The sequence below is a fragment of the Bacillus sp. ISL-78 genome (genome assembly GCF_018613455.1).
Taxonomy (GTDB): domain Bacteria; phylum Bacillota; class Bacilli; order Bacillales; family DSM-1321; genus Peribacillus; species Peribacillus frigoritolerans.
In genome coordinates, this window is sequence record NZ_JAGGQC010000020.1 from 12,902 (window position 1) to 35,095 (window position 22,194).

24 protein-coding genes are annotated in these 22,194 nt (G+C 37.4%); 17 read left to right on the plus strand and 7 right to left on the minus strand.

Going from position 1 to position 22,194, the window contains the following annotated elements; all coding sequences use genetic code 11:
- Window positions 1-181 precede the first annotated feature (181 nt).
- Window positions 182-979: a fumarylacetoacetate hydrolase family protein gene (locus tag J7I96_RS18315; RefSeq protein WP_034304454.1), complete on the plus strand. Its 798-nt coding sequence runs from the start codon at window positions 182-184 to the stop codon at window positions 977-979.
- A 501-nt stretch (window positions 980-1,480) separates the two neighbouring features.
- On the opposite strand, the gene J7I96_RS18320 is transcribed toward J7I96_RS18315, so the two are convergent.
- Together J7I96_RS18320 and J7I96_RS18325 are read right to left on the minus strand one after the other, a co-directional pair.
- A complete protein-coding gene (locus J7I96_RS18320; protein ID WP_215048101.1) occupies window positions 1,481-2,452 on the minus strand; it encodes a putative sodium/potassium/calcium exchanger in 972 nt (323 codons plus the stop codon).
- 402 nt (window positions 2,453-2,854) lie between these two features.
- Window positions 2,855-3,127: a hypothetical protein gene (locus J7I96_RS18325; protein WP_214924327.1), complete on the minus strand. Its 273-nt coding sequence runs from the start codon at window positions 3,125-3,127 to the stop codon at window positions 2,855-2,857.
- Between the two features lie 336 nt (window positions 3,128-3,463).
- Between J7I96_RS18325 and J7I96_RS18330 the strand changes: the two genes are divergently transcribed.
- The 5 genes from J7I96_RS18330 to J7I96_RS18345 all read left to right on the plus strand — a co-directional run bounded on the left by J7I96_RS18330 (window position 3,464) and on the right by J7I96_RS18345 (window position 7,637).
- On the plus strand, window positions 3,464-3,991 hold the full coding sequence (locus J7I96_RS18330) for a hypothetical protein (RefSeq protein WP_214924325.1): 528 nt from the start codon (window positions 3,464-3,466) through the stop codon (window positions 3,989-3,991).
- A gap of 69 nt (window positions 3,992-4,060) precedes the next feature.
- Window positions 4,061-5,437, plus strand: coding sequence for a DUF2642 domain-containing protein (locus tag J7I96_RS18335; RefSeq protein WP_214924323.1), 1,377 nt, complete (start codon window positions 4,061-4,063; stop codon window positions 5,435-5,437).
- A 36-nt stretch (window positions 5,438-5,473) separates the two neighbouring features.
- Window positions 5,474-5,605, plus strand: a complete 132-nt coding sequence (locus J7I96_RS28455; protein WP_285292101.1) for a hypothetical protein — start codon at window positions 5,474-5,476, stop codon at window positions 5,603-5,605.
- Window positions 5,598-6,953 (plus strand): arsenic transporter, encoded by a 1,356-nt coding sequence (locus tag J7I96_RS18340; RefSeq protein WP_214924321.1) that lies wholly within the window; start codon window positions 5,598-5,600, stop codon window positions 6,951-6,953. Before J7I96_RS28455 ends, J7I96_RS18340 begins: the two co-directional genes overlap by 8 nt.
- A 15-nt stretch (window positions 6,954-6,968) precedes the next feature.
- Window positions 6,969-7,637: a DUF2642 domain-containing protein gene (locus J7I96_RS18345; RefSeq protein ID WP_214924320.1), complete on the plus strand. Its 669-nt coding sequence runs from the start codon at window positions 6,969-6,971 to the stop codon at window positions 7,635-7,637.
- Window positions 7,638-8,079: 442 nt separating this feature from the next.
- Here the strand turns inward: J7I96_RS18345 and J7I96_RS18350 are convergent, their stop codons facing one another.
- The gene (locus tag J7I96_RS18350) at window positions 8,080-9,075 is read right to left on the minus strand and encodes a zinc-dependent alcohol dehydrogenase family protein (protein ID WP_214924317.1); all 996 of its coding nucleotides are present in this window, start codon (window positions 9,073-9,075) and stop codon (window positions 8,080-8,082) included.
- Window positions 9,076-9,479: 404 nt separating this feature from the next.
- On the opposite strand from J7I96_RS18350, the gene J7I96_RS18355 reads away from it, so the two are divergent.
- The 9 genes from J7I96_RS18355 to J7I96_RS18390 all read left to right on the plus strand — a co-directional run bounded on the left by J7I96_RS18355 (window position 9,480) and on the right by J7I96_RS18390 (window position 15,741).
- Window positions 9,480-11,165 (plus strand): methyl-accepting chemotaxis protein, encoded by a 1,686-nt coding sequence (locus J7I96_RS18355; protein ID WP_214924313.1) that lies wholly within the window; start codon window positions 9,480-9,482, stop codon window positions 11,163-11,165.
- 645 nt (window positions 11,166-11,810) lie between these two features.
- On the plus strand, window positions 11,811-12,047 hold the full coding sequence (locus J7I96_RS28095; RefSeq protein WP_251029194.1) for a hypothetical protein: 237 nt from the start codon (window positions 11,811-11,813) through the stop codon (window positions 12,045-12,047).
- Window positions 12,048-12,049: 2 nt separating this feature from the next.
- Entirely contained in the window at window positions 12,050-12,205 is a 156-nt protein-coding gene (locus tag J7I96_RS28100; RefSeq protein ID WP_251029195.1) for a hypothetical protein, read from the plus strand.
- A 300-nt stretch (window positions 12,206-12,505) separates the two neighbouring features.
- Window positions 12,506-12,763 (plus strand): hypothetical protein, encoded by a 258-nt coding sequence (locus J7I96_RS18365; protein ID WP_214924311.1) that lies wholly within the window; start codon window positions 12,506-12,508, stop codon window positions 12,761-12,763.
- Between the two features lie 64 nt (window positions 12,764-12,827).
- The gene (locus tag J7I96_RS18370) at window positions 12,828-13,307 is read left to right on the plus strand and encodes a GNAT family N-acetyltransferase (protein ID WP_214924309.1); all 480 of its coding nucleotides are present in this window, start codon (window positions 12,828-12,830) and stop codon (window positions 13,305-13,307) included.
- Between the two features lie 266 nt (window positions 13,308-13,573).
- Window positions 13,574-14,017 (plus strand): GNAT family N-acetyltransferase, encoded by a 444-nt coding sequence (locus tag J7I96_RS18375; RefSeq protein WP_214924307.1) that lies wholly within the window; start codon window positions 13,574-13,576, stop codon window positions 14,015-14,017.
- Window positions 14,018-14,044: 27 nt separating this feature from the next.
- Window positions 14,045-14,575 (plus strand): PepSY-associated TM helix domain-containing protein, encoded by a 531-nt coding sequence (locus tag J7I96_RS18380; RefSeq protein ID WP_214924305.1) that lies wholly within the window; start codon window positions 14,045-14,047, stop codon window positions 14,573-14,575.
- A 14-nt stretch (window positions 14,576-14,589) separates the two neighbouring features.
- The gene (gene fosM, locus J7I96_RS18385) at window positions 14,590-15,012 is read left to right on the plus strand and encodes a FosM family fosfomycin resistance protein (protein WP_095392350.1); all 423 of its coding nucleotides are present in this window, start codon (window positions 14,590-14,592) and stop codon (window positions 15,010-15,012) included.
- 36 nt (window positions 15,013-15,048) lie between these two features.
- Window positions 15,049-15,741 carry an aspartate/glutamate racemase family protein gene (locus tag J7I96_RS18390; protein ID WP_214924303.1) on the plus strand — a complete coding sequence of 231 codons (693 nt, stop codon included), beginning with the start codon at window positions 15,049-15,051 and terminating at the stop codon, window positions 15,739-15,741.
- Between the two features lie 252 nt (window positions 15,742-15,993).
- Here J7I96_RS18390 and J7I96_RS18395 read toward each other — a convergent pair whose 3' ends face one another.
- Window positions 15,994-17,304, minus strand: coding sequence for an MFS transporter (locus J7I96_RS18395; protein ID WP_214924301.1), 1,311 nt, complete (start codon window positions 17,302-17,304; stop codon window positions 15,994-15,996).
- Between the two features lie 174 nt (window positions 17,305-17,478).
- Window positions 17,479-18,243: an MBL fold metallo-hydrolase gene (locus J7I96_RS18400; RefSeq protein WP_214924299.1), complete on the minus strand. Its 765-nt coding sequence runs from the start codon at window positions 18,241-18,243 to the stop codon at window positions 17,479-17,481.
- Window positions 18,244-18,375: 132 nt separating this feature from the next.
- Here J7I96_RS18400 and J7I96_RS18405 point away from each other — a divergent pair, with 132 nt between their 5' ends.
- A complete protein-coding gene (locus J7I96_RS18405) occupies window positions 18,376-18,783 on the plus strand; it encodes an Lrp/AsnC family transcriptional regulator (RefSeq protein ID WP_214924297.1) in 408 nt (135 codons plus the stop codon).
- A gap of 369 nt (window positions 18,784-19,152) precedes the next feature.
- Here J7I96_RS18405 and J7I96_RS18410 read toward each other — a convergent pair whose 3' ends face one another.
- Window positions 19,153-19,974, minus strand: a complete 822-nt coding sequence (locus J7I96_RS18410; protein WP_214924295.1) for an STAS domain-containing protein — start codon at window positions 19,972-19,974, stop codon at window positions 19,153-19,155.
- 327 nt (window positions 19,975-20,301) lie between these two features.
- The gene (locus J7I96_RS18415; RefSeq protein ID WP_214924293.1) at window positions 20,302-21,258 is read right to left on the minus strand and encodes a patatin-like phospholipase family protein; all 957 of its coding nucleotides are present in this window, start codon (window positions 21,256-21,258) and stop codon (window positions 20,302-20,304) included.
- 495 nt (window positions 21,259-21,753) lie between these two features.
- Here J7I96_RS18415 and J7I96_RS18420 point away from each other — a divergent pair, with 495 nt between their 5' ends.
- Window positions 21,754-22,068: a hypothetical protein gene (locus J7I96_RS18420; RefSeq protein ID WP_214924291.1), complete on the plus strand. Its 315-nt coding sequence runs from the start codon at window positions 21,754-21,756 to the stop codon at window positions 22,066-22,068.
- The last annotated feature ends 126 nt before the right edge of the window (window positions 22,069-22,194 follow it).

Genomic DNA, 22,194 nt, shown 5'->3' on the forward strand with positions numbered 1-22,194 from the left:
GATAGGTTCCATATAATACATAGTTAAATAATTTCTTATTGAACTAAAGGTCGGTTTAGCTGAAGAGGGAGTCGCGACGAGAGCTCTTTTTTCCCGTATAAGAACAGGCATGTTATAGTATAGGAGAACCGGATTTTATATGATCTGTGGTAATCTTAATCATCAAAGGAGTTTATTCATAATGCATGTGCTACAAAAAACACAAAAAATAGTTCGCTATCAGAATCAACAGGGCAATATACATTACGGTATTGTTGAGGATGACATGATATTACAACTGTCTAGCAGTTTTGCTGAACTTGTCAACAAGGAAATAAAGTATGACGGGGTCGAGCTGAAATATAGTGACGTGAAAATCTTGGAACCTGTAAAACCTTCGAAAGTCGTTAATTTCGGCTGGACATATGCAGGTCATGCGAAGGAAACGGGTGGAGAGGCAAACCTTGTTGAACCATTCCTATTTTTAAAGCCATTATCTTCGCTTATTGCAGACAAGGAGAATATTATCCTTCCTCCAAACGAGCTATCCAATCAAGTGGAACTTGAAGGGGAAGTGGCCCTTGTCATTGGAAAGCGCGGTAAAAACATTAAAGAAGAAGATGCGCTTGATTATGTATTCGGCTGTACGATTTTTAATGACGTCACAGCAAGAGATCTTACAAAAAAAGATCCACAGTTTACGCGGGGCAAAGGATTTGATACATTCGGACCTTTGGGACCATGCATCGTTACCGGGGTAGATCCTACAAACTTAAGGATTGTGACCACTTTAAACGGCCGCGTTGTCCAAGACGGAAATACCAATGAAATGTCTCTAAGCATTCCATTTTTGATCAGCTGGCTTTCACAGGTAATGACACTGGAGCCCGGTGATATTTTGGCCACGGGTTCACCATCTGGTAGCTGCATGATCAAGTCGGGTGATGAAGTCGTTGTTGAAGTCGAGAATATCGGTCGGTTATGTAATGGTGTCCAGTAGGATTTGCTGGAATTCTTAATATGTTAAAAAAGATCAGAGCTGCCTTTATGGCAGCTTTTTCTTTAATTAAGGACATAATGGATGATAAGTTGTTGAGTATTTAAATGGATGAGGTACAATCAGTCCAGTGGAGTAATCATAAATGGTATGTAAATATTTTTTAGCTAACATTGCTTGTTATACGAATGAAAATTTAATATGTTTTTACGTCTGAAGAAATCACTAATTCAATTTATTATCCCAACCAAACCAAAATAGAAATCTGTTATTAAACTACCATTAAAATAAACTTCCCTAACTCGAAAAAATGACAATACAAATGAAGAACCACGGGTGTTAATTGAATAACGAAAGAGCTGTCTTGATTGACAGCTCCTAACTTCAAAAATGTCTGGGCGTAATGCGATTGGGCGATACCCTCCAAAAGAAAGACATCGCCAGGCTCAAAAGTTTAAAACCACATTTACACAAAAATATTTATTTCCCATGGTTCTCTTTTGACTATCTTTTTTTCGGCCCTTTTTTCCCTTTGGGTCCTTTGCCATGTTTCCCCTCACCGGTTCCCGCTGAATCTCCTCCATCATGATGACCTTTATCGCCTTTAGGTTCCGAGAGCTCCTCGGTTTGCACTGACTCGGTGGAGGCTGTGCCATCTTTCGGTCCTTTTTTCCCTTTTGCGCCTTTGTCCTTTTTCACGTCACCAGATCCCGCCGAATCTCCTCCGTTATGAGGACCTTTATCGCCTTTAGGTTCAGAGAGCTCCTGGGTTTGCACTGACTCGGTGGAGGCTGTGCCATCTTTCGGTCCTTTTTTCCCTTTGGCGCCTTTGTCCTTTTTCACGTCACCAGTTCCCGCTGAATCTCCTCCATCATGAGGACCTTTATCGCCTTTGGGTTCAGAGAGCTCCTGGGTTTGCACTGACTCGGTGGAGGATGTACCATCCTTCGTTCCCTTTTTCCCTTTGGCGCCTTTGTCCTTTTTCACGTCACCGGTTCCCGCTGAATCTCCTCCATCATGAGGACCTTTATCGCCTTTAGGTTCAGAGAGCTCCTCGGTTTGCACTGACTCGGTGGAGGATGTACCATCTTTCGGTCCTTTTTTCCCTTTTTTCCCTTTGGGCCCTTTGCCATGCTTCCCCTCACCGGTTCCTGCTGAATCTCCATTATGAGGACCTTTCTCACCTTTGGGTTCCGAAAGCTCCTCGGTTTGTACTGACTCGGTGGAGGCTGTGCCATTTTTCGGTCCTTTTTTTCCTTTGGCGCCTTTTTCCTTTTTCACGTCACCGGCTCCCGCTGAGTCTCCTCCATCATGAGGACCTTTATGGCCTTTAGGCTCCGAGAGCTCCTCGGTTTGTACTGACTCGGTGGAGGCTGTACTATCTTTCGGTGCGTTTTTTTCTTTGACGTTTTTTCCTTCTGTTACATCTTGAGTTGCAGGCACTGGCTGATCTTTTTTATTAGATTTTTTCTTCATTTTTTCACCATCTTATTAAATTTATTTTCTTGTTTAACTTATGAAAAAAGTCCGAAATTTGATTAGACTCCAACACATTTATTTTTGCTAAGATTTTTGATCCATATCTAAAAGAGTAATTTCAGTCGCGAAACTTCCTCATCCTATTTAGCAAACAACCATCTGTATTTTCATTTTCCCCTGTCACAAAATCCGTCATGTAATAGGTGAAGGTGGTGTGTGGTGCTGAATAAACATCGGGTAGCTCATAATCGCTTCATCAAGGAAACATTCTGGTGACCAGGTTGTGTAGATGACGTTCTTTTTTGCCAATTTCTTATCTTTAAAAAAGAAGTGTCTTGTTCAATAATATAGCAGGCAATTGGGGAGTCTTGGGCATTTGTTTAGAAGCTCTATTTCCATTCATTGAACGACTCCTGGATTCATCCCGGAGCAAACGATAGCGGACGTATTGGTGAAACCTTTTTTGAATTTTTCAAAGTATCTAATTCTCTCAATCAAAGGGAATCCCGCAAACAAATCTTCATTTTCGTCAATCATAGTGTTCTCCAAGGCAGAATTAACATATTTCACACCGAATTCATTGCAGCTTTTTAGCATCTCCACTATGTCCGCATAGGAAAGATCAACCACAATATCTGTTTTTGTGTTCTCCAGGTGTTTTTTTAATGTCATCGTATCCATTAAATCAAATACGTGTAGCAAAAGCTTATTGACTAAATTAGGGAAAAGATTATGGTAATACTCTAGTTCTTTTTGTTTCACATCGATTAAGTTTATTTTGTCATTAAAAATGGTATCGTAAATCGGGTCTTTTTTATCAAGTATCGATTTATTTAATATAGCGAGTTATGACTTTGCCACACCACCAGCGCTTCCGACAATAGTGCATATACACATTTTTGATGAGTTTCAGTGTTATGGATAGAAGTTGGACATTTACCACGACACAATGTCATTCCATGACACATATACATACAGGGTAAATGATTATATAGGAGGGGCAACATTATGAATAAGGAATGGTTAACTAATTTGGTTGGGAAAGTTCTAAAGGTAGATAGAGGAGGGCCTGAATCTCGGACAGGATTATTATTAGGGGTATATGATGACCACTTATCGATTTTAACTGAACAAGAAGGTGTTATCTACTATAAAACCGACCATATAAAAAGTATTACTGAGAATGTAAAGAAGGGGTTCCAATTTCAATTGGAAATTCCCGAAGATTTTACTTTTAAAACAGCTGCAACTTTTAAAGGCTTACTAGATGACCTTAGAAATCAATGGGTAAATATTAACCGAGGCGGTCCTGAGAAGCTTGAAGGCGTACTTCATGATATTAATGATGAATTTGTAACGTTAATATTGAACGAAGAAGTTATTCGCCTGTCAATGTTCCATATCCGCAGTATCAGTTACGGGGCAAGGGTAGAGAAACAAAAAGAAGATGAAAAATCGGATAAAAATAAAAATAATAAAGACGATGGAAAATCGGATAAAAATAAAGATAATAAAGCTGAAGAAAAAGAAAAATAGTATATCCCATAAATGATGTGTCGCTTCTGAACTGAAGCGACCATCCAATTAATAAGGGAGGCTCATCAGATGAAAAAACAAAACTTTCAAGAGGCACTTCATTCACTGATAGGTTTTAATGTAAGTATTATTTCCGATGATAAAACCGTTCATGATGGGGTGGTACTGGATGTGAAAAGTGACTTTATTGTCATTCAAATGAATCCAGATAAACCATGTTATTTTAACTTAAATCAGGTTTATGCCTTAGCAAAAAACACCAAAGAATTCCAGGCCCAAATGATTGACCACGAACCAACACAAAAACAAAGTTTTACAGAATTAATAAATGAACTCAAAGGCAATTGGGTGACAGTAAACCGAGATAATAATCTAACCTTTGACGGATTTTTAAGTACCGTAACGAATAATTATATTGTTTTATTAAATAAGGATAAACAACTTTATGTCCAATTATCAAATATACTATATATTTTTAAAGGGATAGATAACAAGGAATCGTCAGAGAACAAACAGCAGGGAGATAAGGACGAAAAAACTGAAAATAAACAGTCAGAAGGAGAACAAGTTAAGGAAAGTGATTCCGTGTTGAAGGAAGACACGGAAGTTAATTCCAAAGGAAAAGAAGAGCCGATTGAAGAGAAACAAGAACAGGACATTTTAACTATTGGAAAAGAAGGACCAGCTTCACCAATTGAAATAAGTGCACATCCGGAAGTTTTATCTGTCGTGAAAGAAGAGCCGGTTGAACAGAAACAAGAACAAGGCATATTAACTATTGGAAAAGAAGAACCAGCTTCACCAACTGAAAGAAGTACACATCCAGAAGTCTTATCTGATGTAAGAGAAGAACCGACTGTTCAATCTTCAGTAAATGAAGTTAACAAAAAACAATCCAATGTAAAGAAAAGTACTAATAAATATAAGAAACAAAAATCCACGAAAAAAAAGAAAAAAGGAAGTAAGAAGGAAAAACCTTCAGAAACTAATCCAGAAATAAGTGCACACCCGGAAGTTTTATGTAACGTGAGAGAAGAACTCACTTTTCAATCTACAGTAAATGAAGTGAACAAAGATCAGTCCAATGAAATAAAAAAAAATGCGGATGAAAAATGTAAAAAACAAAAATCCCGGGAAAAAACGAAAAAAGAAAGTAAGAAGGAAAACACTTCAGTAACTAATAATAAAGATAGACAAGAAGAAATCCCAGAAAACCTGACTGAAGTATTCAGGAACTCAAGCCCTCAAGAAATGAACGAACAATCCGCGAAGAAAAATGATTTAAAAGAAAAAAGAAAACTGATAGATAAGAAATGTTACGAACTAATGAAGACCACTGAAAAAATGAATACAGATAACGGAAATCAAAAAAACGAATATTATTCATTAATGAAATTTGCTGAAAGAATGCATGGGAAATTGAAGGCAAAACGGTTAAAGCCTTAAGATACAATTCAAGGCTAATTGAAAGGAGGACATGGAATGATGATTTTGTTTTTTTCTGTAATTGGGGGAGTCTTCTATTCTTTTTTTGTAAAACCTCAAAATCAAACCACTCCTGAAACCGTAAAAATTACACCATCCAAAAACAAGGCGGCGGAGGTAAATGCTTAGTTCACAAATTGTCTTGATGACAATAATTTTTACTTTAACAATTATTCTCATGTTATGGAGACCATTTGGGATTAATGAAACGATACCTACTACAATAGGTGCCTTGACTGTATTAGTTGCAGGCATTGTTCCTTGGATGGATGTTTTAAATATATTTGATATTATCAGGGGTGCTTCTTTAACCATATTATCCACCATTATGATGTCTATTGTACTTGAGAGCATTGGTTTTTTTAGGTGGATTGCTTTGAATATCATCATCCGGTCTAAGGGTTCAGGGGTTAGATTATATGTTTACACTAATCTCCTATGTTTTTTCATGACAATGTTTTTCAATAACGATGGAAGTATCCTTATCACAACACCTATCATTATTCACATTGTAACGTTACTAAAGATTAAACCTCACCAAAAAATCCCCTTTCTAATATCAGGAGCTCTAATTGCAACGGCAGCGAGTGCCCCGATAGCAGTAAGCAATATTTCCAATTTGATTGCACTAAAAATTGTAGGACTGAGCCTTAATAGTTATATCAATATGATGTTCGTTCCTTCAATGATAGGGATTGTAACAATCGGGTTATTACTTTATCTATATTTTAAGAAGGACCTTCCAAGGAAAATTCCCAGTGTACCTGTAAAATGGGATAATACCTTTTCGCGCTATGTGCAAACTCATCCACTCGATGTTAAACAACAATCCGAAGATAATGATTGGAAATTGTTTAAAATGAGTTTTGCAATCGTCATTTTAACCCGGGCGAGCTTCTTCGCACTTACACCATTTGGGGTTCCCTTGGAATTGATCGGTATGGTGGGAGCGTTCCTTTTGATAGTACTGAGATGGTATAAAACCAAAACTGGTCTTAGTGATATTGTAAAGAAAACACCCTGGCATGTTCTTTTATTTGCTTTCAATATGTACGTGCTGGTATATGGTTTGAAGAATGTTGGCTTGAATGATTATATAGTCAGCAATTTAAAACCCTTAATTATGGACAGCCCATTCAACGCTACCATGATCATGGGCATATTATTAACTATCCTATCCAATTTATTTAACAATCTTCCTGCAGTCATGATAGGGACTTTGTCGATAACAGAGATGGGATTGGATCCTCACCTTGTACAAATTGCTTATCTAGCTAACGTGATTGGAAGCGATATAGGTGCCTTGTTAACGCCTGTTGGTACGCTGGCTACATTAATTTGGATGTATATATTGAAGAAACACTCCATCAATATATCATGGGGAAAGTATCTTAGAGTCACCTTTTTGATAATTCCCATAGGGTTAATCGTAAGTTTGATCTCACTGTATTTTTGGACCACTTGGTTATTAAAGTAGAAAGGAGGGGTGATTATGAATAAAAACTTACAAAAGCTCAGAGGAGAAACAATTAAAATGGAAATTTCCGGAAAGAAATTCTTTTTCGGTACACTGGTTGATACTGGAATTGATGTAGTGGTAATCTTTAATGGAAAGGATTTTGTGTATCTCCCAATAATTCATATTCAAAGTTGCAAAGTGAATACCACAGAAAACGAGGAGATTTCCCTTCCTGTAGACTCACCTGGAATTGAAGCTGAGGAAGAATTATCACTACGAAAAACTCTTTTATCCGCGAAAGGGATGTTCACGGAAATATACGTAACTGGTAACCAGCCTTTACACGGTTATATAACAAAGGTGATGAATAACTATTTTGAATTCTATTCACCAGTTTATAAGACTATGTATATACCTTTATTTCATTTAAAGTGGATAATCCCATACACAGACAACCAAACTCCTTATGGTTTAAGTAATAAGGATCTTCCTGTACATCCTTCAAATCTTTCATTGGCAAGAACCTTTGACGTACAGGTGGAAAAACTGGTCGGTAGCTTAATTATTTTTAATATTGGAGAAAACCCCAATTTTATTGGACAAATTAATAAGATAGAAGATAATTTTGTTGAACTTATTACGGCTAGGGAGGAACCTGTATATTTAAATCTTCATCATATTAGGACAGTTCACCTACCCTGAATAAAAGGCAGCAAATATGCTGCCTTTTGTTTTTTCTTCTCTAAAGTGTAAACAAGGTGAGAGTACTTTACGAAAACCCACATTTTACATATGAATATTTTAGTAAAAAATAGGTATTTTGAGAGTTGGAAACTATAATGCAGAGAGCAAAAGTTTAGGACTTTTTTAATGATTAACTTTCTGCATTTAGCCGTCGCTTTTTAGTTGGGAGAAAGGACGCCTGAAGCCAATCTTTAAAATTCACATTCAATGCCAAAACTAAAAAACTGATAGAGCCGCTCAAATGGTTGGCGACTTTTTTTAAAATTGCGAACAGTCATCTTGGAGAAGATGATTACTGAGAAGGGAGAAATAAAAACAGACGGTACAGCGAGAATCTATAGAGATTTTCACTGTACCGTCTAGTTTTAAATGAACATAAAGTTGTTAAGGTGCCTATTCATTACCAATCATTTTTCAAAACAATTTTTCCTATAGCCTTGCCTGACTCCATGTACTCATGAGCTTTTGAGACTTCATCAAAGGTGAACATGTTTGGATCCACAAGCGGGTGCAGCTTACCTTCCTCAACCACCTTGGCAACCTTCTTCAAAATCTCTCCATATTGCTTATGCATGTCTTTATTTAGTATCTTCAACAACATAAAGGTAACATGTAGGGAAAGTCCCTTTGAATGCACTGGGGAGAGGTCATGAGTCGAACGGGCTGCAATGGCTGCCACCGTTCCATGTACCGCAGCCGCCTCAAAAGAGCGATCAAGGTTTTCTCCCCCTACCGTGTCAAACACAACGTCAAATCCTTTTCCGTCTGTATATTTTTGTACATAGTCGTGAACGTTTTCTTCTCGATAATTGATCGCTACATCTGCCCCAAGGCGCGTGCCAATCTCCAGCTTCTCTCGCGAAGAGGCAGTTGTATAGACTGTCGCGCCCTTCCATTTGGCTAGCTGAATGGCAATGTGGCCTACACCCCCGGTTGCAGCATGGATCAGTATATCTTGACTAGGGACTAGATGTGCCCGATTGAATAATGCTTCCCAAGCGGTAATGGCAACCAGTGGTAAAGAAGCGGCTTCTTCCATCGTCAATTTTTTCGGCTTGTGAGCAAGTAAATCAGCATCTGCAAGCATGAACTCTGCAAGTGCACCGCCGGTACCTTTAAAACCACCCGCGCATCCAAACACTTCATCGCCAACTTTAAACTCAGTCACTCCTTCTCCCACTGCAGATACCAAACCTGCGACATCACCATGTAAAACGGCTGGAAACTCGGGGGCAACGGCTGGAACTGCACCAGCACGGACTTTCGTATCAATAGGATTTACACTTGAAGCCTTGACTTGAATAAGGACATGTCCAGGTTTTAATTCGGGTTTTGAAACCTCTTCAAGCTGAAATACGGATGGATCGCCAAAAGATTGAATGATTTGTGCTTTCACTTTAGTCACTCCTATTTATTTTTATGGGGAATTTCTCATTACCTATGCCTGTTAAGGAATGCAGGGAATAGGATGAAATGTAAGAATATTTAGTCTTTGTTTGTAAAATCAATGATACTGTATCTACTATAAAATTAAAAGTTACGCACACTTTTTAAAGGGAATGTAAGAGAGGTCTCTTAAAATATTAATATGATAAGGGCAATCAAGGTATTTGACGAAGGCAGAGCCGATACTTACGTGAAGTTTTAAGCAATATATCTATATTGATTGAAGAGGGAGCTGCCATGAAGGCGGCTTATTTTTATTGATACACGAGGCTTTTAATCTTCAAAAATGAACTGAAACTCCGATATAAAGGTGAGTGAATGTTAAAAATCTATAGATTTTAGGAGATTACAGAATTGAAAATTAAAACGAGGCTGATAACTACAGTATCCATTCTTATTGGAACCATTCTAATACTGGGGAGTTTTGCTGTTTATGTGATAGATGCATCATCTGAAAGAAATTCAATACTTCAGGATAAGATGGAAATTCAAAAGAATGTAATTGGAATTCAATATCGCCTGGCAGGTTTGTCGAATGATGAAAGGGCATTTATCTTAACTGGGGATAAACAATCTGTGGAGGAGATGGAAAAAAAGGCAAACGATGTACATAAGAAAATCGAAAAAATCAAGGAGCTTAATAAGGAAAGGAAATACGGGGAGAATATAAATAAGCTAGAAGAAAACTTTAATGATTTTTGGGAAATGAACCAGCAGGTAATTAGCATTTATAAAGAAGATTCTGAAAGAGCTAAAAACTTACACTTTGGAGAAGAAAGAACCCTTAGGAAAGAAGTGCTGGATCCATCAGTAGATGAGTTGGTGGAAGCCCTTCATACTGATGTTTCCCAAATACAATCGTTAAATGAACGCAGTTCTCATTTCAGCAGGGAAGCCTTTCTCTTCCTGGCTATCGCTTCATCGATAGTTGGACTTGTATTATGTATTTTGCTGTTAAGGTCAATTCTGCTTCCACTTGGAAAGTTAAACCGCCAATTAGAGGAAATAGCCACAGGTGATGCTGATTTAACTAAGCATATGGAGGTTACGGGTAATAATGAATTTGGTCAACTGGCTAAATCGTTCAATATCTTCGTGGACTCGCTTAGACAAATGATTTCTCAAATTGGCATATCATCTGAACAAGTGGCAGCTGCTTCTGAAGAACTTTCGGCCAGTACCGAACAGTCTATAGTAACATCGGATCACATCTCGGAAACGATGCAAGCGATAACCCAAAACAATAGTGAACAAAGCCGATTGACAGTTAACAGCCTTAAGGCGGTTACTGATTCACTAAACAGCATCATTTCGGTAGCTTCGAATACATCAAAGGTAGCAGAAGTTTCATCAAATATGAGAGGGCAAGCCGAAAGCGGTGAAAGCTCAGTAAATGAAATGCTCGAGCAGATGAAATCCATCAATCTGTCTGTTGACAGGGCGGATAAAGGGGTCACCTCATTAGTATTTAGCGCGACACAAATTAAGGAAATTTCCACGCTAATTACTGATATTTCAGGACAGACGAATTTACTTGCATTAAACGCTGCAATCGAGGCTGCTAGAGCCGGGGAGCATGGCAAGGGATTCGCAGTTGTTGCAGAAGAGGTTAGGAAATTAGCCGATCAAACCAGTCAATCTGCAAATAATATCCATAAGCTTGTTTCAACCATCCAAAATGAATCAAACGAGACCGTCAATAATATTCATATTGTAAGAGAGAATGTGGACTCTGGAATAAAGCTTTCAGAAGAAACGGTTACAAACTTTAAAGAAATTTTAATTTTAATAGAACAGGTAACATCCCAGATTCAAGAAGTGGCAGCAGCCACCCAGTTTATTAGGAATGGTTTCGAAGAACTGCAGCAAACCATAGAAGTAATTGCTGAAGGGTCACAGGAAACACTTGCTGGCACTGAAACGGCAGCAGCTGCCAGTCAGCAGCAATTGGCCTCGATTGAGGAGGTTTCGAATGCAACGAGTTCCTTGAGCAGATTGGCCGAGGAATTGCAAGGGATGATATCCCGTTTCAAGGCTTAACTAATAAAATGCCCCGAAGCCATTAGGTTTTGGGGCATTTTTAGGTTAAACAGTCCAACTTTAAACTTTGATCTGAAGTTGGTTGAATGCTGGAATGTTGCCGGTAAAGATTGCTAAACCCATAGTTGAACAAAGACTTGAAGGAATAAGGTGAAAAACTCCTTTATAGCTGATTAAGTGACTCGTATTATAATGGAGATGATAATGAAACATTAATCATAAGGTGGTTAAAAAAATTGAAGTGGGAACATGTTGCCTACAGAATGACAATTTTTAGTGTCATACTCTTTCTAAGTCCTTATCTTGATAGAATGGGTAACCTTATTGGTTTAATTTATTGTATATTGTCGTTCTAGTTTTGGGCATTGATTTTACTTTATCTAAAATCAAAATTCTTCAAAAATCTGTAACAAAAAAAGCAGGCTGGTCGATTTTAATCACAGGATGTATTTTCGTAGGTGTTTTAAATAATTTAATCTTTAGCTGAAGATCGGGCTGTCTCTAAGGCAGCTTTTTCTTTATGCAACTAAAGGGGCAGGATAGCAGAAGCGTGCTGTTTGACCTTAATTCAACAATTGGGCCAGATGATGAAAAATTCTGGAATGATTTCAGAATCTGTAGAACAAAGATGGTGGAGGTGTATTAATGGAGTTAAGACCAGTAAAAAAAGAAGAATATGGTTTTAGTGAAGACTTTGTATATGAGGTATTCAAAAATACTACTTATTCAAATGGATTAGCTGAAAAAGCTTTGGTAAGAGAGATTCGGGAAAAACCCTATTATATTCCACCGCTTGATGTAGTTGTTGAGGATGAAGGAGTGATTATAGGTACTTTATCCTTTCAAAACTTCCAATTAGTGATAGGTATGAAAATGAAATAGTGATGTTATCACCAGTTTCGGTGGCAATTAATAAACAAGGTCAGGATATTGGTACGTATATGTTGCAGGAAGGTATTAAATTAGCTGCTAAAAAGGGGTTTAAGGGAATTATTGTTGAAGGAATATGTGTCCAAGAAAAATCCTCCACCTTCTTTTGAGAATTTAATGGCTATGGAGTTGTGAGAAAATGGGTTGTTAAATATCTCAGGTGAAGTAGAGTATTCGATATATACTGCATATGAACATTGACAGTCATATCGATCCTGTACAAACTCAAGCTTTTGAGGAAGTTAAGCCATGAATCGCGGGTTAATCAATCTTTCACTAAAGGGCGATTCTTAATAGGAATCGTTTTTCTTTATGAACTAACAGGTGCTTTACTTCATTACCAGGAGCTGATCAGCAGCTCCTTTTTTGATGTAATAATATGGTAAAATGAGTAAAAAAGGAGGGGCAATATGAAAGTGGTTCTTCAAGCAATTATAGGTTCAATTTCCATTCATATATTCTATGTAGTCGTTATGATGTTAGTCGGGTATATAAAAACAAAAAACTATAAACCGGATAGTGATAATGCATGGGTGAAGGTAGGAAACCTTCAAAACGAGGTAGAGTTTGTGAGTGTTACGCCCCCTCATTTTTATGTTTTATCATTTTTAGGCGTTTCTTTAATATGTGGAATTGCAATTTTAGCGTATGAAAAGATAGTGAACTAACGCGGTATGTTAATGATTGAATGAATTTCGTGAAAATGACCTTAATGATTAAAGGAGGAGAAGGATGGAAATTCGTTCAGTGAAAGGGGCAGATTACTATGCCATATCGCCGTTAATCAATGAATGGTGGGGCGGAAGGCAAATGTCTGAGATGCTACCGAAATTATTCTTTGATCATTTTACAAATACAAGTTTCATAGCCGAAAAGGAAGGGGGAATAGTCGGTTTCCTAATAGGGATTTTATCTCAATCTCAACCTGAGGAGGCTTATATTCACTTTGTCGGAGTGCATCCTGAATACAGAAAAAATGATATCGGCAGACAGTTATATAATCGATTTTTCGATGTCGTTTATCAAAATGGCCGCAATGTTGTCCGTTGTGTAACGTCTCCGGTCAACAAATCTTCAATCGCCTATCATATCAAGATGGGTTTTGAAATGGGAGAGGGAGATACATTCATTGAGGGTGTTTCAGTCCACACTGACTATGACGGACATAATCAAGATAGAGTTTTATTCATGAAACAGTTATCAATGAACTAAGGTCGACCTGTAAAAATCCGGTCGATCTTTTTTTATATAATCCACTAAGGCAGGATTATCAGCTAAAGCGGGTTTTATTCGTTTCTAATGCTGCCTGGAATAGCATATTTCTCTTTAGAACCTCATAATTATCTAATCTGCTCATTGTATGCTCTTCTTCTTAAGCTACTCGTCTTTTATGGTCCTATAGGGACAGGATAGTTCACATAAGATATAATTTGGATTAATATACTAAATTTTAATGAAAATAGAAAGGAAGCATGAAAATGACAGAAATGATACCACTGACATTGGAGAATTTGGAGCTATGCACCGAGCTCTACATGAACGTTTTTAATCGTGAACCATGGAATGAAAGATGGACCTATGAAACGGCTAAAGAGAGACTTTCCGACTTATTGCATACACCTAAGTTTCTTGGCTTTTTATTTCATATTGATCATAAACCAGTTGGTTTCATTGCTGGAAATAGTAAAGTGTCTGATCAAGGTTTAACGTTTTATTTGGCAGAACTTTGTGTGAATAATCAAATGCAAGGCAAAGGGCATGGCTCAAAAATGCTTCGAGCTTTAGAAGATGAACTGCAGAAGAGAGAGATTAAAAGTCTATATCTATTAACGGCCAATGACGGGCTTGCAGAAGCATTTTATCTGAAGAATGATTATGCTGTAAATGAAAATAGGGTGGTCATGAAGAAAAATTTATTTTGAAAAATAGTCAAGGGACGTGATGGGACATTGTCGAAATCTGTAAAGTTGTATCAATTAAGCCGAAAAGTACATAAATGGACTGGATTGGTTTTATCCATCTTTTTCATGTTCATCGCAGTAACGGGTCTCGTGCTTGTTTATATGTTACCACTCGGGGTGGCAGATGAGTTAAGGACGGGGAAAGAGGCAAGTCCAGATCAAGCGATACCCATGGAGAAGGTCGTGTCCATTGCTGTGTCTCAGGATCTACCAGGGGCGGATTCGGTTGAAGATATCTTTAGAATCGAATATAGACCAAGTGCAAATGTGTACCAGGTGCGCTTTAATAACGGTCAAGGTGTTCAAATGGATGTGAGTACGGGAAAAGTGTTATCCACAAATCCAGATTACTCGACTTTCCTCATTACATTGCATGATGGAACCTTCTTTGGTGATTGGTATAGATACAGTATCCTCACAATGACGGGTTTATCCTTAATCCTGCTGTCATTTTCCGGGTATTACATGTTCGGGTATCCTCTCTATAAGCGTCTAATGGCGAATAAAAAGAAACCTTAATATGAGGTGGTAATGTGTCTATAAAAGGTTTGAATCACTTTTTATTTTCAGTTTCTGATTTAGACAGTTCCATAGAATTTTATCAAAAGGTTTTTGATGCGAAATTATTAGTTAAGGGGAGAACCACAGCCTATTTTGATTTGAATGGAATGTGGATTGCCCTGAATGCAGAAAAAGATATTCCCCGTAATGAAATAAGCCAATCGTACACACATATCGCATTTTCCATAGAAGAAGCCGACTTTATGAACATGTACGAGAAACTAATCGGATTGAATGTAAACATCCTGTCAGGACGTCCAAGAGATGAAAAAGATAAGAAGTCCATTTATTTCACTGATCCAGATGGCCATAAGTTTGAGTTTCATACAGGTACTTTACAAGATAGAATAGATTACTACAAACAAGAAAAAGCACATATGGAGTTTTTCGACTGATAAGTAAGCTATCTTCAAATGAAAAGGGGAATGTTCATGAAAACTATTGGCCTTATTGGCGGTATGAGCTGGGAGTCATCGTTGGAATATTATCGAATCATTAACGAAGAGGTAAAAGCCAAATTGGGAGGATTGCATTCAGCCAAGTGCATTTTATATAGTGTGGACTTTGAAGAAATAGAACGCTGCCAAGCTGAAGGGGATTGGGAAAGCTCCGGTGAATTATTAGGCGATGCAGCTCTGTCTTTGGAAAAGGCAGGTGCCGAAATGATTCTAATTTGTACAAATACGATGCATAAAGTGATTGGATATATTGAAGAAAAAGTCAGTTTACCGATTTTGCATATTGCTGATTCAACGGCAAAACAAATTCAAAAGTCCAAAATCAGTACCGTTGGTTTACTTGGCACTAAATATACGATGGAGCAAGACTTTTATAAAACACGGATTGAGACTAACGGTATCAAGGTCCTGATACCAAATGATGAGGATAGAAAAGTCATCAATAAAGTGATTTATGAAGAATTATGTTTAGGGGAAATTGAACAAGCATCAAGGGATTATTACAAAAAGGTCATCAAGGGGTTAGTTGATGATGGAGCGGAAGGAATAATACTAGGCTGCACCGAAATTGGATTACTAGTAAAACCCGAGGATTCCGAAGTGCCATTATTCGATACAGCTGTCATACATGCCATCGAATCCGTCAATATGGCTTTGGAAAAATGAAGTGCATTAAAGTTAGGCATAATAATTTACGTATTTGAGTTAGGTAAAAGTCAACTTTCTGTAAACCCTTATAAATTAATATAAAGATTATTTCCATCTATAAGATGTTTTATATAAGTCACCTTCCTATATGAATAAAGGCAGCTTTCAGTTTCTTGCTGAAAGCTGCCTTGTTAATTAGATTTTAAATTCACTATATATCTACATTAGTCTAACTATTGAAGAAATAAAGTATTAATAAAAACCTTTCTATCATAGCTCTTTGCTTGGACTTTTCCGAGACCAAACAACTACAGGAATAAGCACTAGTGACAGAATGGCTCCAGAAAGTGATAATGCTGCAAAACTAGAATGAGCGACTACCATTCCTGATACCCCCCCACCAGCTGCTCCTGACAGTGCAAATAGTACATCGACTGATCCTTGTGTTTTTGCACGTACAGATGGGTGTGTTGAATCTATAATGAGAGCGGTCCCGCTTATTAAACCAAAGTTCCAGCCCAAACCTAGCAGTACTAACGCCAGGGTAAGCAGTGGCATTGAACCTACGGGTGCAAAAGCTGCCACCAATCCAGAGGTTAGGAGTGTAGCACCAGAAGCAACAGCCATAGTAATACGGCCAAGCTTATCCACCAGTATACCTGTCAATGGTGAAGGGAGATACATGGCTGCTATATGGAAACCTATGACTAATCCTACTTCTCCCAAACCATGACCATGATGTCCCATATGAATTGGTGTCATTGTCATAATGGCTGCCATGACAAATTGAGTCAAAATCATAATTACGGCCCCTACAACAACACCCTTTTTGTTTATGGCAGCATTCTTTAAATGTGTCCCTGTCTGTGCGTTATCGTCTTTTTTCTTAGCATTCGCAATAGCCGTGGACACAACCAAAGGGTCTGGACGGAGAAAAATTAAGATAAATATTCCGGCAATGATAAAAGCAGCTGCTGACAAGATAAAGGGGCCAGCCAAGGTTGGAACACCAATTGAATCCGCAAATGCTCCCATTTTATTGACCAAGTTAGGACCAACAACGGCACCCAAGGTAGTGGAAACCATGGCCATGCTTGCAGCAGTTGCCCTTTGTTTATCTGTTGCAAGGTCTGTCCCTGCATATCGCGCTTGTAGATTGGACGCCGTACCAGCTCCATAAATAAAAAGAGAAATAAATAAAAGTGGGATGCTGTTGGTTAAAGCTGCAATCATTACACCAATAGCACCTAACCCACCTGCAAGGAAACCACCTGCAAGTCCTGCTCTGCGGCCAAAACGTTGTGAAGACCGGCCAATAAGCAAGGCAGCTCCTGCAGAGCCTAAAGTAAATAGGGCAGTTGGAATTCCTGCCGCATTTTCAGTCCCTAGCATATCTTGTGCAAGAAGCGCTCCTACTGTTATACCGGCTCCAAGTCCTGCTCCCCCAAAGATTTGTGAAAGAATCAAAATTCTTAAGGTTTTCTTATAAAGCTGTATTTGTCTTTCTGGTGAATCAATATATTCTTGCACCCATATAGGCTGCTGTGTTGAGGTATTTATATCTTTTGCTGACATTGTCATGAACGTTACCTCCTAACGAAATATCGTTGTAGCTTATCATGTTTTTTTGTCATCTTGGAACATTTCATTTATATCGTCATTAGAAGAAGCTCATAATTAAATTTTCGATAATTATGAGCTTCTTCTATTTCTTATTTTTAAATAGGAACGTGACATTATTTTTCGGTGGTCATATTAAAATTTGTAGGATTCACCATCTTCTGGTACTAAAATATGACTTGAGAATCCTTTTTCTTTACTAAAGTTTTTTAATTCTTCTCTAGATAGTGTCCAATGGTTAACAGCTTCCATATGAACAGAAATAACCATAGCATTAGGAGCCGCCTTGTGTACTTCATGGATGTCTTCTTTTCCCATAATGAGAGAACCATATTCCATCAATTGATTATCTCCGCCATTGACAACAATAATATCTGGTTTATGGATATCCAATTCTTCCTGTACACCTTCATACCAGACTGTATCACCAGCTACGTACAATGTTTTTTCACTTGGATGTTTAAAGACAACGCCGCATACTTCCCCCATACGCTTTAATAGTTCTTCTCCTCTTCCATGCTCGCCTCTTGTTTTAACTAATTGGATGCCTTCAAAGACAGTGTCCTTTGTTAATACCTCTACATTTTGGAAACCGGTATTTTGGACTTCCATTGCATCTTCTTCATTTTGAACGAACATTTTAATATCTTTTGGTAATAGTCTCTGTGCTGCTTCGTCAAAATGGTCTAAATGTAAATGAGTCACAATGACTGCATCAACTCCATTAATAATATCTACAGCAGAGGTTGGTAAACTCACTGAAGGATTGTTTTGATCTTGCCTAATCGTACCAGGGAAAGACGGGTACGTACCTTTCTCTGCTAACATAGGATCAATTAAAAACTTTTTATTTGCATATTCTACAACTATCGTTGCATTTCGAATTTGTGTAATCTTCATCTTTACAACTCCCTTTCTTTTCATGTGTTCACTAACAGTGTTAAGTGTATAATATGAGCAGGATTCAAATACACAGATAAATTAAAGTGTTTTAGGCGTTTGACTTTATTTTTGAAAGGAGTTGACGTTCAGATGGATCAAACAGATAAGCGAATTATAGAGGAGTTATGTAGCAATAGCCGGATTACGATGAAAGAATTAGGGGAGAGAGTTCACTTAACAGGACCAGCAGCCGCAGCTAGAGTGGAGAAATTAGAGGACAATGGGGTTATTGAGGGTTATAGCATTAAAGTAAATCAAGCGAAATTAGGGTGCTTTACGTATGCCTTTATCAATATCTATATAGAAGGTACACATCATCAACCTTATCTCTCATTTATCCAAACAAAGGAGGGGTATGTCATCAATAATTATAAAATCAGTGGAGATAGCTGTTATCTTTTGGAGTGCAGGTTTCCAGGTAATGAAGCGTTAAATCAATTTTTATTAGAGTTAAACAAGTATGCAAACTATAAATTATCGATCGTTATATGTAAATAGGGCATGAATAAACATGGATATTTGTGAATAGTTACATTTAAACTATAGGAGGCTTGAATTGAGGCTATGAAGGCAGCAGGGACACTTCTTTTTCTTATTCACAAGTTAGTATATGAAGAACTGTATTTAAACTAATGGGTGGTTTAGCTGAAGATCGGAGCTGTCTTTAAGGCAGCTTTTTTGTATGGAACTATAGGACAGGTTAGTTGAAGAAGAAAACGAATTAATTGGTGTTGAATTAAATACTTAACTATACTTTTTATACAAAGATGTAACTGCTAGGCAGGAAAAATATTTAGACAGTTGGTCAGAATATAAGAATAAGGAAAAAGAGTCGGCAAAGCGACCCTCTCCTAAGATTCTCCGTATTTAACTTTTTAAATATTTATTCAACGCTTGTTGTAAAGTTCCTAATGTTTGTGCCTTTTCATTTAATCTCATTCCTAAGCGTATCATATTGCTAGCCACTTCAGCTCTTAACCCGGTAATCACAGTGGTACATCCCATTAATGAAGTGCCTTCAATAATCTTCATTAAATGATCAATTACCTCAGTCTCCATTTCCATAATTCCAGATAAGTCCATAATCAATGTTTGAATACGTAATTTTCCAATCTCTATTAAAACTTTTTCCTCTAGAATATTCGTTCGGTAAAGATCAACCGCACCAATTAAAGGCAAAATACATATAGTGGGTGTTATTGGGATAATTGGCACAGAAAGATTTTCGACCAATTCTCTTTGAGCCATTATCAATGAATCTTTGTATTGAGAATATGTGATAAAGAAAACATTTAAAAACCTGTCTACTTGATTGTTTATTTGTTTTTCTACCGAAAAAAAGTCTTCATTTATAACCTGATTCGTTACCTCGTTATATTCTTGTAGGAACTTCCACAAAGTTCTTCGAATGGCTTGCACCCACTCTAATTTGAAAGTTAATGGTATTTCGTGTGTCGCCCAAGCTATACCTTCTTGTTTAGCAAATGATTTAAGCTCTTGTTCTTCACCCTCAATAATGTATCGAACCAGCTTACGGGCATTATTTATCAGGTCAATATTACCGACCATTAATATTTCTTCAATTTTGTCTTTCACATTAGATGCTTCGTTTAATAATGAATCTTCAAAATCCTCGTTATTTTCTTCGATGAATTTCATTAATTTATATATATCAAGTGACAAATCCATAATTTAATCTCCTTTTTTTAAATATGCCAAATAATAAATACCCTATTATTATAATTACTAAACCCATTTACACAAAAAACTTCTAATTTAAAGGAAAATGGATGATATTTGTGTAAATTAATATTGTGAATATTTCTACTTAAAGTAACGGGGCAGGTTGTTCGATTAAAGAGATTACATTGGAATATTTTCCTTACATTAGTAGAGAGTTTAGTTGAAGAAGAACTGAATTAATAAAAACAGCCAGGTTCTGGCTGTTTTTATTGTAAAAAATCCGAATGCTTGGAATAAAAATCAAAATTCAAACAGATTTATGGGATGACTTTATTAATTCCAGTTTTTCTCTATAAATTGAACTGCGGGATTTAAATTTGTTTTGTTAGCAATTGAAATGAGAGCTGGAACCACAGAAGGATCCGTTTTGGAGAAATTAGGGATCCGTGGATTTAACCGAAAAAAACGATTTCCTAGAAGCTGGGAACTGACCATGGATTCATAGTAACCGGATCCACTAGCGACAATCTGAAGAAATGGCAGTAAGGGTTCATTGGGAGATCGGTCCAAAAGGACTCCCCAATTGGGGGGAAGGTTCTTCATATTTTCGGGACGTATGTTATCTGCACTTACCATCCCCCACCCCTTCGTATCTCTTCTTAATCGAGTCGGCTCTTCACCTGTTCCAATGGATAATAACGCAATTTGATCCAACGGCTGTTTGGCTTTCCCCACTGCAAATGCGATACTGGCTGTACTGGGGTTAGTTGCTACTGTATACCCATCCACGTAGTTTTGATAGGCTCGTTGCGTCGCTGGAGCACCACTGCTCCGCAGTATTACATCACTCGCTTTCTCATTTAAATAGGGAGATCCAGGAAAGTTGTGGAATAACACAGGAGTCCAACGATTCAGCTCCGGTGAAAATAAATGAAATGCAGGTACAACAATTCGTCTTTTTAAGTCTTTGAGGAGAAGATCTGATGGGAAAAATGTTTGTACAGCTTTAATGAAACCAGAATATGGCAATTGTTGGTTAAAAACAGGTCCACCTGGTCGGGAAACGCTGAAAGCCGGCAGGATTTTATCCTTAAAAAACTGGAGTGTCTCCTTCGGCGATCTTCCACTTGCTAAAGCAAGGGCAGTGAATGAACCGATTGAATTTCCCGAAAAAACATTGGTTCGACTAATTAATTTTGGGTTTTGCCGAGCCAGTCTGTTCAAAAGTTGTAAACTTAAAGCACCTAAAGTGCCGCCTCCATCAAAGGACATGATCCGATATTTTGTCAAAGCTATTTCTCCTTTCTAATCTGGTCACAAATATCATTCAGTATATGTTTATTTTTCGGGAGCCGGATTATGTAGCTAAACATCCAAGGAAAGACTTCACCGAGTATATAAAAAACTACGGCGAGGATAGAGGAGGCTACGTTTGAGTGGCAGTACGGGCAAGCCAAACAGAATTATTATGCACGTACTTTGTTTGTAATGGGTGATAGAAAGACAGAAAGTACAGCCAAAAAAGTTTGAGGGAAAATAAAAAAGCCATAGCGTAGGCTACGGCTGCCTGTTCCGTCCTCAAACAGGTTCTTTTGCAACCTGTGCACAAAAGGTTATTGATTATTATTAAATATCTTGCGACCCCTCAAGATGGAGATCGTTTCCAACAACAGGGTTGTAAAGGATTTAAACTAAAGGGTGCGTTAGCTGAAGCTCAAAGCTGTTTTTAAGGCAGCTTTTTCTTGTGGTAAAATTAACAGGAAAAGGATAATAGGGGGAATGACTATGGAAGGGTTGGAAATATACGATTTTTTAAGATTAGTTTTTATAACCTTTATAATTAGTTTAATTGTTATTACCATTATTTTATTGGTTCAAAAGAAACGGAGCAACCTCGTTAATGGATTCACAGTTAGTATTACTTCAATAATTTCAATAATTGTTTCTGGTATTAATCTTATTATTATAGGATACATAGCTGATGAATTAAATTTAGGAGGAGATGTTATTTCCTCATATTTGTTTCTTATAATTTTAGGGTTAAGCATATTTAATTTTTTTCTTTACTTTAAAAATAAAAACAGTATTATTAGTGATTAATAAATAAATTTTGTTCTTAAAGGAGTTGTTGGGGCAACTCCTTTAAAGGGTGCGTTAGCTGAAGGTCGGAGCTGTCTTAAGGCAGTTTTTCTTCTTTAACTAACAGGTGTTATTGTTTAATGGAAA

Excerpts from the sequence above, each read along its gene's own strand:
- J7I96_RS18320 (WP_215048101.1), bottom strand. The coding sequence starts at position 2,452 with ATGAAGAAAAAATCTAATAAAAAAGATCAGCCAGTGCCTGCAACTCAA.
- J7I96_RS18410 (WP_214924295.1), bottom strand. The coding sequence starts at position 19,974 with ATGGATTTGTCACTTGATATATATAAATTAATGAAATTCATCGAAGAA.
- J7I96_RS18370 (WP_214924309.1), top strand. The coding sequence starts at position 12,828 with ATGGAAATTCGTTCAGTGAAAGGGGCAGATTACTATGCCATATCGCCG.
- J7I96_RS18420 (WP_214924291.1), top strand. The coding sequence starts at position 21,754 with ATGGAAGGGTTGGAAATATACGATTTTTTAAGATTAGTTTTTATAACC.
- J7I96_RS18330 (WP_214924325.1), top strand. The coding sequence starts at position 3,464 with ATGAATAAGGAATGGTTAACTAATTTGGTTGGGAAAGTTCTAAAGGTA.
- J7I96_RS28455 (WP_285292101.1), top strand. The coding sequence starts at position 5,474 with ATGATGATTTTGTTTTTTTCTGTAATTGGGGGAGTCTTCTATTCTTTT.
- J7I96_RS18405 (WP_214924297.1), top strand. The coding sequence starts at position 18,376 with ATGGATCAAACAGATAAGCGAATTATAGAGGAGTTATGTAGCAATAGC.
- J7I96_RS18315 (WP_034304454.1), top strand. The coding sequence starts at position 182 with ATGCATGTGCTACAAAAAACACAAAAAATAGTTCGCTATCAGAATCAA.
- J7I96_RS28095 (WP_251029194.1), top strand. The coding sequence starts at position 11,811 with ATGGAGTTAAGACCAGTAAAAAAAGAAGAATATGGTTTTAGTGAAGAC.
- J7I96_RS18340 (WP_214924321.1), top strand. The coding sequence starts at position 5,598 with ATGCTTAGTTCACAAATTGTCTTGATGACAATAATTTTTACTTTAACA.
- J7I96_RS18335 (WP_214924323.1), top strand. The coding sequence starts at position 4,061 with ATGAAAAAACAAAACTTTCAAGAGGCACTTCATTCACTGATAGGTTTT.
- J7I96_RS18395 (WP_214924301.1), bottom strand. The coding sequence starts at position 17,304 with ATGACAATGTCAGCAAAAGATATAAATACCTCAACACAGCAGCCTATA.
- J7I96_RS18390 (WP_214924303.1), top strand. The coding sequence starts at position 15,049 with ATGAAAACTATTGGCCTTATTGGCGGTATGAGCTGGGAGTCATCGTTG.
- J7I96_RS18345 (WP_214924320.1), top strand. The coding sequence starts at position 6,969 with ATGAATAAAAACTTACAAAAGCTCAGAGGAGAAACAATTAAAATGGAA.
- J7I96_RS18400 (WP_214924299.1), bottom strand. The coding sequence starts at position 18,243 with ATGAAGATTACACAAATTCGAAATGCAACGATAGTTGTAGAATATGCA.
- J7I96_RS18365 (WP_214924311.1), top strand. The coding sequence starts at position 12,506 with ATGAAAGTGGTTCTTCAAGCAATTATAGGTTCAATTTCCATTCATATA.
- J7I96_RS18325 (WP_214924327.1), bottom strand. The coding sequence starts at position 3,127 with ATGACATTAAAAAAACACCTGGAGAACACAAAAACAGATATTGTGGTT.
- J7I96_RS28100 (WP_251029195.1), top strand. The coding sequence starts at position 12,050 with ATGTTATCACCAGTTTCGGTGGCAATTAATAAACAAGGTCAGGATATT.
- J7I96_RS18375 (WP_214924307.1), top strand. The coding sequence starts at position 13,574 with ATGACAGAAATGATACCACTGACATTGGAGAATTTGGAGCTATGCACC.